Below are 11,876 nucleotides of genomic sequence, written 5' to 3' on the forward strand. Positions count from 1 at the left end.
CAAACGCTGTGCTGCACGAACGGACCGTGCTTCACAAACGAAAAGACCCCCCGGGTGCGGGAGGTCTGCGCGACGGGAGGAGTCTCGTCGCGCTAGTCGATAATCACCGTGGCGGTGGCCACGTGCCAGGACGTCATGCACCCATGGTGACACCCTCGTCCGGCCACTGGTATGCCGCGTCCGGATGGTGGGCGCCGACTCTCCGTCCGAGGGCGGGCCGGCGCTGCTGTGCGTTGCCCCGGGTGGTGGGGCAACGCACAGCACGCGACAAGGGCAGGGGGCTGGGGAACGCCGGGGTGGGCGCCTGCAGGTGGGCGCACCGGGCTGAGCGCACCGGGCTGAGCGCACCGGGCTGAGCGCACCGGGGTGAGCGCACCGGGGCGAGCCCGCCGGGCCCACCGGGCGACTCCCGCTCAGACCAGGCGGGTCATCCAGCCGTGGGTGTCCTCGGTGCGGCCGTACTGGATGTCGAGCAGGCGCGTCCGGATCGTCGAGGTGACCTCGCCGATGTCCTCGCCGCCCCGGCGGTGGTCGCACGAGCCGCCGTCCCAGCGCATCTCGCCCACGGGCGTGATGACCGCGGCCGTCCCACAGGCGAAGATCTCGGCGATCTCCCCCGACGCCGCTCCGTCCTTCCACTCCGAGATCGGCACCCGGCGCTCCTCGACCGTCAGCCCGAGCTCCTTGCCGAGCTCGAGCACCGATGACCGCGTGACGCCCTCGAGGATGGAGCCGGTCAGCTCGGGCGTGACCAGCCGGTTGTCCCGGGTGACGAAGAACAGGTTCATGCCGCCGAGCTCCTCGACGTAGGTGTGCGTCGAGGAGTCGAGGAACACCGCTTGGTCGCACCCGTGCTCGATGCCCTCGAGCTGGCCGGCGAGCGAGGAGGCGTAGTTGCCGCCGCACTTGGCCGCGCCGGTGCCACCCTCCCCCGCCCGGGCGTAGTGCTCCGAGAGCCACAGGGTGACCGGCTTGATGCCGCCGCTGAAGTAGGCGCCTGCCGGCGAGGCGATCACTGAGTAGGTCACCTCGGCGGCCGGGCGCACGCCGAGGAACGCCTCCGAGGCGTACATGAACGGCCGCAGGTACAGGCTCTTCTCGCCGCCGTCGTACGCCGGCACCCAGGCCTGGTCCACCTCGACCAGCGCGCGCAGCGAGGCGAGGAAGTCGTCCTCCGGCAGCTGCGGCAGCGCCATCCGCGTGGAGCTGCGCAGCATCCGCTGGGCGTTGGCCTCCGGGCGGAAGGTCCAGATGGACCCGTCCTCGTGCCGGTAGGCCTTCATGCCCTCGAAGATCTCCTGCGCGTAGTGCAGGACCGCCGCCGACGGCATGAGCGTGATGGGCCCGTATGCCGTGACCCTGCCGTCGTGCCAACCCTCGTCGCGCGTCCACGTGGCCGTGACCATGTGGTCGGTGAAGGTCGTCCCGAAGCCGGGGTTCGCCAGTACGGCCTCGCGCTCCGCGTCCGGCCGCGGGTCGGTGCGGCGGGTGACCTCGAAGGTCAACGGGGCGGCGGTCTGGCTCATGGAGTCCTCCTGCGACGGTGCGGGTTCTCCTGCCGAGGTTACCTGCCCGGCCGGGCGCGTCGGGCAGGAGAGGCGGGCGCCGCCGGGGACCTAGAGCCGGGCGGCGACCGCGTCGCCGACCTCGGTGGTGCTGCGTACCGAGCTGCCCCGCTCGGCGAGGTCCGCCGCCACGGCCGCCTCGACGCGGGCGGCCTCCTCGGGGCGGCCGAGGTGCTCGAGCAGCATGGCGACGGAGAGGATCGTCGCGGTGGGGTCGGCCTTGCCCTGGCCGGCGATGTCGGGGGCCGACCCGTGGACCGGCTCGAACATGCTTGGCGCGGTCCGGTCGGGGTTGATGTTGCCGCTGGCGGCCAGGCCGATGCCGCCGGCGATCGCTGCGGCGATGTCGGTGATGATGTCGCCGAAGAGGTTGTCGGTGACGATGACGTCGAACCGCCCCGGGTCGGTGGCCAGGAAGATGGTGGCCGCGTCGACGTGCTGGTAGGCCGTCTCGACGTCGGGGAACTCCGCCCCGACCTCCTCGACCGTGCGGCGCCACAGGTGCCCCGCGTGGGTGAGCACGTTGTGCTTGTGCACGAGCGTCAGGTGCTTGCGCGGGCGCGCCTGGGCGCGGGCGAACGCGTCGCGGACGACCCGCTCGACGCCGAACCGCGTGTTGACGCTGACCTCGGTGGCGATCTCGTTCGGGGTGCCGGTGCGCAGCGAGCCGCCGTTGCCGGTGTACGGGCCCTCGGTGCCCTCGCGCACGACGACGAAGTCGATGCCGTCGGGGGCGACCCGCTCGACGGCGAGCGGGCTCTGGACGCCCGGGTACAGCTTGGCCGGGCGCAGGTTCACGTAGTGCTCGAGCGCGAACCGCAGCGGCAGCAGGACGCCCCGCTCGAGGACGCCGCTCGGGACCGTCGGGTCCCCGATCGCGCCGAGCAGGATCGCGTCGTGGCCGCGCAGCTCCTCGAGCACCGAGTCGGGCAGCGTCTCGCCGGTGGCGTGCCAGCGACGGGCGCCCAGGTCGTACTCGGTCGTGTGGAACTTGGTTCCGCTGCCGGCCGTGACCGCCTCGAGGACCTTCAGGCCCTCGGCGACGACCTCCGGGCCGATCCCGTCCCCGCCGATGACGGCGAGGGCGACGGTGTCGGACGACGGGGTCGTGGCGGGGTCGGAGCTCATGGGAACCAGCCTAGGGATCGTCTTGGCATGCGATATGTGTGTCTCAGATGACGAACGGCCCCGGATCGCGGGGATCGGGGCCGTTCGTCGAGGGGTGGCTCTCAGGCCACCCCGGGGAGGGTCTCAGTCGTCCGAGTGACCCTGCTCGCGCAGGTCCATCGACTCCTGCAGTGCCTGACGCGCCTTCTGGGCCTCTTCGCTCATCACGATCGCTTCCTTCACGGATCTCCCTGTGCGGACAGGGATTCGGGGTCTTGGGGTTTCGGGGGCCAGCCCTGGGTTCCAGGGGGCCGCTGTCAGCCACGCACGGCGGGATCTCCGCGGCGAGCTGGCTGACTACCGGAACTCGCCGCGGCTGCTAAGAATCACCAGCTGCCGCGCCATGCTTCGAGATTACGTGGACGTCCAACTATCTGGAACCCGTTTCCCAGTGTGTGAGACGCCCGCCGACCCTTGAGACGCCCGTGCCGCTCCCCCACGACGACGTATGCCGTGCGACCCCGGAGAGGGGCCGCACGGCATACGTGGGTGAGGCGTGGGGAGGCGTCAGTCGGCGAGGTCGACGACGGTGACCTCGGCGCCCACCTCGGACGCGATGGCGCCCAGGACGTCGGCGGGGACCTTGGTGTCGACCGTGAGGGTGACCAGGGCCGAGCCGCCCTGCTCCTTGCGCGCCACCTGCATGCCGGCGATGTTGACCTGCGCGTCGCCGAGCAGGCGGCCGACCGTGCCGATGACGCCCGGGCGGTCGACGTAGGTGAAGAACGCGAGGTGGTCGGCCAGCGCGACCTCGAGGTCGAAGCCGTTGACGCCCACGATCTTCTCGATGAGGCGCGGGCCCGTGAGGGTGCCGGACACCGAGACGGTCGAGCCGTCGGCGAGGGTGCCGCGCAGCGTCGTGACGTTGCGGAAGTCGGTGCTCGACGGGTCGGTGAGCAGGCGCACCTCGCAGCCGCGCTGCTCGGCGAGCAGCGGGGCGTTGACGTAGGTCACCGGGTCCTCGGTGACATCGGCGAACAGGCCCTTGAGCGCGGCCAGCTTCCAGATCGACACGTCGTGCTCGGTGATCTCGCCCTGCACGTCGACGTCGAGCTGCACGGGGACGGAGCCGGCGAGCGCGGTGAAGATGCGTCCGAGCTTCTCGACGAGGGCGATGCCGGGGCGGACCTCCTCGGGGACCGCGCCGCCGTCCACGTTGACCGCGTCGGGCACGAGGTCGCCGCCGAGTGCGAGCCGCACCGACTTCGCCACGGCGACGCCGGCCTTCTCCTGCGCCTCGTCGGTCGAGGCGCCGAGGTGCGGGGTCACGACGACCGACTCGAACTCGAACAGCGGGCTCTCGGTGGTCGGCTCGGTCGCGAAGACGTCGATGCCGGCACCGGCGACCCGCCCCTCGCGCAGGGCCTCGGCGAGCGCCTCCTCGTCGACGATGCCGCCACGGGCGGCATTGATGATGCGCACGCTGGGCTTGACCTTGGTGAGCGCCTCCTTGCCGATGAGGCCGAGGGTCTCCGGGCTCTTGGGCAGGTGCACGGTGATGAAGTCGGACTGCTCGAGCAGCTCGTCGAGGCTCACCAGCCGGGCGCCCAGCTGCCCGGCGCGCTGGGCCGAGACGTAGGGGTCGTAGGCGAGGATCTCCATGCCGAAGCCGCGCAGGCGCTCGGCCACGAGCTGGCCGATGCGACCGAAGCCGACCACGCCGACCTTCTTGTCGAGCAGCTCGACGCCGGAGTACTTGCTGCGCTTCCACGCGCCACCCTTGAGGGCCTGGTTCGCGGGGGCGATGTTGCGCGCGGTGGCCAGCAGCAGGCCCACGGCGAGCTCGGCGGCAGACGTGATGTTGGAGGTCGGGGCGTTGACCACCATGACGCCCGCCTGGGTGGCGGCGGGGACGTCGACGTTGTCGAGACCCACACCGGCCCGCGCGATCACCTTGAGGTTCTTCGCCGCGGCGACCGCCTCGGCGTCCATCTTCGTGGCGGAGCGGATGAGGACCGCGTCGGCGTCGGCGAGCGCGGGCAGCAGGGCCTCGCGGGAGGCGCCGTCGACGTGGCGGATCTCGAAGTCGGGCCCGAGGGCGTCGATGGTGGCCGGGGACAGCTCCTCGGCGATGAGGACGATCGGCTTGCTCACGTGGGTTCCTTGAAGGGTTCCGGGGGTGGCTGACGGGGGTCTCGGCACCACGCTGTGCCCGCGGCCAGCATAGGCGCCCTCTCACCATGTGGATGCGGTCGCTCGACATCTGGAACGCACGTCACACCCGAGGACGGACCCGCCCGCTACCGCGGCGCCGTCACACCCGGGGTGCCAGCCGCCGTCGCAGCCGGGTCCCCACCGTGAGGGACACCGCGACGAGGAGCGCCGCGGCGACCAGCCCCGCGGCAGCCCACGGCCACGCGAGGCCACCGACCCACGCACGGAGCACGGCGAACCCCACCGTCGTGTAGAGCGCGGCCCAGGCCAGGGAGCCCACGACCGTCGCCGGTAGGTAGTGGGACAGCGGCATCCGCAGGGACCCGGCCGCGGCGTTGACGGCGGTCTGCAGACCGACGGTCAGGAACGACAGGGCGACGACGGGAGCCCCGAGCCGGCGCACGACGTCCTCGGCGCGCCTCACGACCGGCCGGTCGAGGTGCCCCGCCAACCGGCTGCGTCCCCCGCCGTGACGGATGCCGCGGCCGGCCCAGTAGGTCAGGTGGGACCGCGCCATGCCGCTGGCGAAGAACAGCGCGAACACCGCGGCATACGGCCAACCGTCGACGAGCTCCCTCACGGCGCCCACCCTAGGGGCCGCCCGTGACCGCCCCCGCTCCCCCGCACGCAGAACGGCGGTTGCTCGACGACCCGCGGGTTGGTGTCCCGCGGGAAGCCGAGCAACCGCCGTTTAGCGGAAGGTGTCAGCGGGCGGCACCCTCGGGCCCGCTTCCGCGGCGGCCTCCGGGCCTCGCTCCTTCGTCGCTCGTGTCCGCCCACGCAGAGCGTGGGACCCTTGCCGCCCGTCAGCGGGCCGCGGAGCCCTCGACGTAGTCGGTGTCGGTGTCCTTCACCCACGCCATGAGCTTGCGCAGGTCGCGGCCGGTGGCCTCGATCGGGTGCTGGGCACCCTTCTCGCGCAGCGCCTTGAACTCCGGGGCACCGGCGTCCTGGTCGTCGATGAACCGCTGGGCGAACGCACCGCTCTTGATGTCGGCGAGCACCGCCTTCATGTTCTCCTTGACGTGCTCGTCGATCACGCGGGGGCCCGACACGTAGTCGCCGTACTCGGCCGTGTCCGACACCGACCAGCGCTGCTTGGCGATGCCGCCCTCGACCATGAGGTCGACGATGAGCTTGAGCTCGTGCAGGCACTCGAAGTACGCGACCTCGGGCTGGTAGCCGGCCTCGACCAGGGTCTCGAAGCCGTACATGATCAGCTGGCTCGCGCCACCGCAGAGCACCGACTGCTCACCGAACAGGTCGGTCTCGGTCTCCTCGGTGAACGTCGTCCTGATGCCGCCGGCGCGCAGGCCGCCGATCGCCTTGGCGTAGGACTTCGCGAGGTCCCAGGCCGTGCCGCTGGCGTCCTGCTCGACCGCGAGCAGCACCGGCACGCCTCGGCCATCGACGTACTCGCGGCGCACGAGGTGACCCGGGCCCTTGGGCGCGACCATGACGACGTCCGAGCCGGCCTCGGGCTTGATGTAGCCGAACCGGATGTTGAAGCCGTGGCCGAACAGCAGCGCCGCGCCCTCCTTGAGGTTGGGCTGGATGTCGTTGGCGTACACCGTCCGCTGCACCTGGTCCGGGGTGAGGATGACGACGAGGTCGGCCTCCTTCACGGCGTCGGCGACGGACTTCACGGTGAGGCCCTCGTTCTCGGCCTTCGCCCGGCTCTTGCTGCCCTCGGCCAGGCCGACGCGGACGTCGACGCCCGAGTCGCGCAGGTTGAGCGCGTGGGCGTGGCCCTGGCTGCCGTAGCCGATCACGGCCACCTTCTTGCCCTGGACCACACTCAGGTCAGCGTCGTCGTCGTAGAACATCTCGGCCACGGTGGCCAACTCCTTAGGTTGCGGGTTTCGTTCTGCTGGTTCGGTTTCGGTGCGTCTTCGGTATGCCGTGAGCTCACCACGGCGCGGGGGTCAGGCGGAGCGCAGCGCCCGGTCGGTGATCGAGCGCGAGCCGCGCCCGATGGCCACCATCCCGGACTGCACGAGCTCCTTGACCCCGAACGGCTCGAGCACCTCGAGGAAGGCGGTCAGCTTGTCCCGGTTGCCGGTGACCTCGATCGTGAGCGTGTCGCTCGCGACGTCGACGACCTTGGCGCGGAACAGCTGCACCGTCTCCAGGACGTGGCTGCGGCTGTTGAGGTCGGTGCGGACCTTCACGAGCAGGATCTCGCGCTGGACCGAGGCGTTCGGCTCGAGCTCGACGACCTTGAGCACCTCGACGAGCTTGTTGAGCTGCTTGGTCACCTGCTCCAGCGGGAGGTCCTCGACGTCGACGACGACCGTCATCCGCGAGATCTCGGCGTGCTCGGTCGGGCCCACGGCGAGGGAGTCGATGTTGAAGCCCCGCCGCGAGAACAGCGCCGCGATGCGCGCCAGCACACCGGGCTTGTTCTCGACCAGGACCGACAGCGTGTGCTTGCTCATGCGCGGTTCGCCTCCTGCTGTGCTGCCGCCTGCTCCGCCGCGACCTGGTCGGCCACGGCCTCCTCCGCCGTCGTGTCGTCCTCGCGGTCCCACTGCGGCGCGGTGTCCTTGGCCACCTGGATGGCGTCGTTGCTCACGCCGGCGGGGACCATCGGCCAGACCATCGCGTCACGGTGGACGACGAAGTCGACGACGACCGGGACGTCGTTGATCTCCATGGCCTTGGCGATCGTCGCGTCGATGTCCTCCGGCCGCTCGCACCGCAGGCCGACGCAGCCGTAGGCCTCGGCGAGCTTGACGAAGTCGGGCACGCGGCGGCCGACGGACGTGTGCAGGTCGGTGTTGGAGTACCGCTCGTTGTAGAACAGCGACTGCCACTGCCGGACCATGCCCAGGCTGCTGTTGTTGATGACGGCGACCTTGATCGGGATGTTGTTGATGACGCAGGTCGCGAGCTCCTGGTTGGTCATCTGGAAGCAGCCGTCGCCGTCGATCGCCCAGACGGTGCGCTCGGGCTCGGCGACCTTGGCGCCCATGGCGGCCGGCACGGCATACCCCATCGTGCCGAGGCCACCACTGTTGAGCCAGGCGTTCGGGCGCTCGTACTGCACGAACTGCGCCGCCCACATCTGGTGCTGTCCGACGCCGGCGACGTAGGTGGCCTCCGGCCCCGCGATGGCGCCGATGCGCTCGATGACCTGCTGCGGCGCGACGGTCTCCTCACCCTCGGGCGTGGTGTAGCCGAGCGGGAAGGTCGCCTTCCAGCCCGCGGTCTGCTCGCGCCAGGCGGCGTAGTCGCCCTCCTTGCCGGCCTGGTGGTCGGCCGTCACGGCGGCGGTCAGCTCGGTCAGCACCTCGCGCACGTCACCGACGATCGGGACGTCGGCGACGCGGTTCTTGGAGATCTCGGCCGGGTCGATGTCGGCGTGGATCACCTTGGCCTCGGGGGCGAAGGTCGACAACAGGCCCGTGACCCGGTCGTCGAACCGCGCGCCGAGGGTGATGAGCAGGTCCGACTTCTGCAGGGCGGTGACCGCCGCGACCGAGCCGTGCATGCCCGGCATGCCGAGGTGCAGGGGGTGGCTGTCGGGCACCGCGCCCCGCGCCATGAGCGTGGTCACGACGGGGATCTGCGTGAGCTCGACGAACGCCCGCAGCTCCTCCGACGCGTGCCCGCGGACGACACCGCCCCCGACGTAGAGGACCGGGCGCTTGGCCTCGGCGACGAGCCGGGCCGCCTCGCGGATCTGCTTGTTGTGCGGGCGGGCGACGGGCCGGTAGCCCGGCAGGTCGAACTTCGGCGGCCACGAGAAGACGGTCCGCGCCTGCAGGGCGTCCTTGGAGATGTCGACCAGGACCGGGCCGGGACGCCCGGTCGAGGCGATGTGGAAGGCCTCGGCGACCACGCGCGGGATCTCGGCCGCATCGGTCACGAGGTAGTTGTGCTTGGTGATCGGCATCGTGATGCCGCGGATGTCGGCCTCCTGGAAGGCGTCCGTCCCGATCGCGCTCGAGCTGACCTGGCCGGTGATCGCCACCATCGGGACCGAGTCCATGTAGGCGTCGGCGATGGCGGTGACGAGGTTGGTCGCGCCGGGGCCCGAGGTCGCCATGCAGACACCGACCCTGCCGGTGGCGCTGGCGTAGCCCTCGGCCGCGTGGCCCGCGCCCTGCTCGTGGCGCACGAGGATGTGGCGCACCTTCGTGGAGTCCAGCAGCGGGTCGTATGCCGGGAGGATCGCGCCGCCGGGGATGCCGAAGACGGTGTCGACGCCCACGGCCTCGAGCGAGAGCACGAGGCTCTGGGCACCCGTGACCTGGGTGGGGGTCTTGGCGCGGGCCTGCTGCGCCACCTGGCTCGGGCTGGGCGCCGGCGTCGGTGCCGTTCTCGCGTCGCTCACGTCGATCTCACTGCTTTCGCTTCTCGCTGGGTCGGGCCACACCGTGTCGGTTCACAAAAAATGCCCCCCAGTCCCGTGGCGGGGACGACGGAGGGCAGCGCGCGGGCTCTCGGGGAAGAGTGCCTGCGCGCTAGGGAAGTACGAGAATCCGTGCCACACGAGCACTCTCCCGCCGCGTCGGCGGGGTGTCAACGTGCGAGACGACGCGTACCACCATGCGGACGTGTCGTCTCAGTCACAGGACCGACACGTCCGCTCCCCCTCGGTGTCAGCCGCAGACCGCCCCGCCGCTGGCGGAGCCGACGAGCTTGCGGTACTTCGCGAGCACGCCGCGCGTGTACTTCGGCTCGGGGTGGGTCACGCCCTCGGCGCGCCGGCGGGCGAGCTCGTCCTCGTCGACCAGCAGGTCGAGCGTGGCGTTCGCGACGTCGAGCCGGATGCCGTCGCCGTCACGGACGAACGCGATCGGCCCCTCGTCGACCGCCTCGGGCGCGACGTGGCCCACGCACAGGCCGGTCGTCCCGCCGGAGAACCGGCCGTCGGTCAGCAGCAGCACGTCCTTGCCCAGCCCCGCGCCCTTGATCGCGCCGGTCACCGCGAGCATCTCGCGCATGCCGGGCCCGCCCTTGGGCCCCTCGTACCGGATCACGACGACGTCGTTGGGCTTGAGCGAGCCCGACTCCACGGCGTCCATGGCCGCCCGCTCGCCGTCGAAGACGCGCGCGGTGCCCTCGAAGACCTCGTCGTCGAAGCCGGCCGTCTTCACGACCGCGCCCTCCGGTGCGAGCGACCCGGTGAGGATGGTGAGGCCGCCGGTCTTGTGGATCGGCTGCGCCATGTCGCGGATGACGCGCCCGTCGATGTGCGGCGGGGCGAGCTCCTCGAGGTTCTCGGCCATGGTCTTCCCGGTGACGGTGAGGCAGTCGCCGTGGAGCAGGTCGGCGTCGAGCAGCGTCTTGAGCACCACCGGGATGCCGCCGATGTGGTCGATGTCCTTCATGACGAAGGAGCCGAACGGCTTCACGTCGGCCAGGTGCGGGACCTTGCGCCCGATGCGTTGGAAGTCGCCGATCGTCAGGTCGACCTCGGCCTCGTGCGCGATCGCGAGCAGGTGCAGGACGGCGTTGGTCGAGCCACCGAAGGCCATGACGACCGCGATGGCGTTCTCGAACGCCTCCTTCGTCATGATGTCGCGCGCGGTGATGCCACGGCGGAGCAGGTTGACGACCGCCTCGCCGGACTTGCGGGCGTAGGCGTCGCGGCGCCGGTCCGTGGCAGGCGGGGCGGCCGAGCCGGGGAGGGACATGCCCATCGCCTCACCGACGGTGGCCATGGTGTTGGCGGTGTACATGCCGCCGCAGGCGCCCTCGCCGGGGCAGATCGCGCGCTCGATGGCGTCGACGTCCTCGCGCGACATCTTGCCCGCGGCACAGGCCCCGACCGCCTCGAACGCGTCGATGATCGTGACCTCCTTCTCGGTGCCGTCCGAGAGCTTGGCCACGCCGGGGAGGATCGACCCGGCATACAGGAACACCGACGCCAGGTCGAGCCGCGCGGCGGCCATGAGCATGCCCGGCAGCGACTTGTCGCAGCCGGCCAGCATGACCGAGCCGTCGAGCCGCTCGGCGTTCATGACGGTCTCGACCGAGTCGGCGATGATCTCGCGGCTGACGAGCGAGAAGTGCATGCCCTCGTGGCCCATCGAGATGCCGTCGGAGACCGAGATCGTGCCGAACTCCAGCGGGAACCCGCCGCCGGCGTGCACCCCGTCCTTGACCGCCTTGGCGAGCCGGTCGAGGGAGAGGTTGCAGGGGGTGATCTCGTTCCACGACGACGCGACGCCGATCTGCGGCTTGGCGAAGTCGTCGTCGCCCATGCCGACCGCCCGGAGCATCCCGCGCGCGGCCGTCTTCTCGAGGCCGTCGGTGACGTCGCGGCTGCGCGGCTTGATGTCGACGCCGTCGGGGGTGCTGTGCTCGGGGGTCGTCATGGTCCGCAGTCTAGGACCGCAGTCCAGCACGTGGGACGCGGGTCTCACGCTGCAGACGAGCCGGCCTGGTCACCCGCGCGCCGTGTGGCACCGCTCGAGCCGCGCCGACCCCGTGTCCAGGTGCTCCCACGCCCCGGCGTAGCGCAGCACCGCGACCGACGAGGTCGGGAAGCCCTCGGCCAGGCACTCGTGCGCCAGCACCGACCCGTCCCCCTCCGCGAGCGAGCTCGCCAGCACCGCCATGGTCGGGTTGTGGCCGACGACGAGGACGACCGAGGCCTCCCCACCGAGCTCGCGGACCGTCTGCAGGACCCCCTGCGTCCCGCCGCCGTAGAGGGTCGAGTCGTACTGCACTGACTCGCCGCAGGCTCCGCCCCGGGCCGCCCACTCCCAGGTCTGGCGGGTGCGGGTCGCGGTGGAGCACAGCACCAGCTCGGCACCCAGACCCTGCTCGTGCAGCCACCGGCCGGCGGCGGTGGCGTCGCGCCGGCCCCGACCGGTCAGCTCGCGCTCGTGGTCGGGCTTGCCGAGGACCTGCTCTGCCTTGGCGTGCCGAAGGAGCAGGAGCACCTTGTCGTCGCCGGCACTGGTCATACCCCGAGGATGGCCCTGTTCGCGCCTCAGTGCCACCGCGCACCGGGCACGTCGGCGTGCGCCGGGG

General features: G+C 71.4%; 10 protein-coding genes. All 10 read right to left on the reverse strand.

Going from position 1 to position 11,876, the window contains the following annotated elements; translation table 11 throughout:
* Positions 1-413: 413 nt before the first annotated feature.
* The 10 genes from RKE38_RS13100 to RKE38_RS13145 all read right to left on the reverse strand — a co-directional run bounded on the left by RKE38_RS13100 (position 414) and on the right by RKE38_RS13145 (position 11,809).
* Positions 414-1,526: a branched-chain amino acid aminotransferase gene (locus RKE38_RS13100; RefSeq protein WP_316007926.1), complete on the reverse strand. Its 1,113-nt coding sequence runs from the start codon at positions 1,524-1,526 to the stop codon at positions 414-416.
* 90 nt (positions 1,527-1,616) lie between these two features.
* Positions 1,617-2,693, reverse strand: coding sequence for a 3-isopropylmalate dehydrogenase (locus RKE38_RS13105; RefSeq protein ID WP_316007927.1), 1,077 nt, complete (start codon positions 2,691-2,693; stop codon positions 1,617-1,619).
* Between the two features lie 123 nt (positions 2,694-2,816).
* Positions 2,817-2,915 (reverse strand): 3-isopropylmalate dehydrogenase, encoded by a 99-nt coding sequence (locus RKE38_RS13110; RefSeq protein ID WP_316007928.1) that lies wholly within the window; start codon positions 2,913-2,915, stop codon positions 2,817-2,819.
* Between the two features lie 324 nt (positions 2,916-3,239).
* On the reverse strand, positions 3,240-4,826 hold the full coding sequence (gene serA, locus RKE38_RS13115) for a phosphoglycerate dehydrogenase (protein ID WP_316007929.1): 1,587 nt from the start codon (positions 4,824-4,826) through the stop codon (positions 3,240-3,242).
* 160 nt (positions 4,827-4,986) lie between these two features.
* Positions 4,987-5,466 carry a DedA family protein gene (locus tag RKE38_RS13120; protein ID WP_316007930.1) on the reverse strand — a complete coding sequence of 160 codons (480 nt, stop codon included), beginning with the start codon at positions 5,464-5,466 and terminating at the stop codon, positions 4,987-4,989.
* A 226-nt stretch (positions 5,467-5,692) separates the two neighbouring features.
* Entirely contained in the window at positions 5,693-6,721 is a 1,029-nt protein-coding gene (ilvC, locus tag RKE38_RS13125; protein WP_316007931.1) for a ketol-acid reductoisomerase, read from the reverse strand.
* A 90-nt stretch (positions 6,722-6,811) separates the two neighbouring features.
* Positions 6,812-7,324, reverse strand: coding sequence for an acetolactate synthase small subunit (ilvN, locus tag RKE38_RS13130; RefSeq protein WP_316007932.1), 513 nt, complete (start codon positions 7,322-7,324; stop codon positions 6,812-6,814).
* Positions 7,321-9,177: an acetolactate synthase large subunit gene (locus RKE38_RS13135; protein WP_410055464.1), complete on the reverse strand. Its 1,857-nt coding sequence runs from the start codon at positions 9,175-9,177 to the stop codon at positions 7,321-7,323. The genes ilvN and RKE38_RS13135 overlap by 4 nt, the downstream gene beginning before the upstream one ends.
* A gap of 316 nt (positions 9,178-9,493) precedes the next feature.
* Positions 9,494-11,215 carry a dihydroxy-acid dehydratase gene (gene ilvD, locus RKE38_RS13140; RefSeq protein WP_316007934.1) on the reverse strand — a complete coding sequence of 574 codons (1,722 nt, stop codon included), beginning with the start codon at positions 11,213-11,215 and terminating at the stop codon, positions 9,494-9,496.
* A gap of 69 nt (positions 11,216-11,284) precedes the next feature.
* Positions 11,285-11,809: a histidine phosphatase family protein gene (locus tag RKE38_RS13145; RefSeq protein ID WP_316007935.1), complete on the reverse strand. Its 525-nt coding sequence runs from the start codon at positions 11,807-11,809 to the stop codon at positions 11,285-11,287.
* Positions 11,810-11,876 lie beyond the last annotated feature (67 nt).

It is taken from the genome of Phycicoccus sp. M110.8, assembly GCF_032464895.1.
In the GTDB taxonomy this organism is placed as follows: domain Bacteria; phylum Actinomycetota; class Actinomycetes; order Actinomycetales; family Dermatophilaceae; genus Pedococcus.

What these genes read in the sequence shown, in the direction of transcription:
- RKE38_RS13100 (WP_316007926.1), bottom strand. Translation starts at nt 1,526, where the DNA reads ATGAGCCAGACCGCCGCCCCGTTGACCTTCGAGGTCACCCGCCGCACC.
- RKE38_RS13105 (WP_316007927.1), bottom strand. Translation starts at nt 2,693, where the DNA reads ATGAGCTCCGACCCCGCCACGACCCCGTCGTCCGACACCGTCGCCCTC.
- ilvN (WP_316007932.1), bottom strand. Translation starts at nt 7,324, where the DNA reads ATGAGCAAGCACACGCTGTCGGTCCTGGTCGAGAACAAGCCCGGTGTG.
- ilvD (WP_316007934.1), bottom strand. Translation starts at nt 11,215, where the DNA reads ATGACGACCCCCGAGCACAGCACCCCCGACGGCGTCGACATCAAGCCG.
- RKE38_RS13145 (WP_316007935.1), bottom strand. Translation starts at nt 11,809, where the DNA reads ATGACCAGTGCCGGCGACGACAAGGTGCTCCTGCTCCTTCGGCACGCC.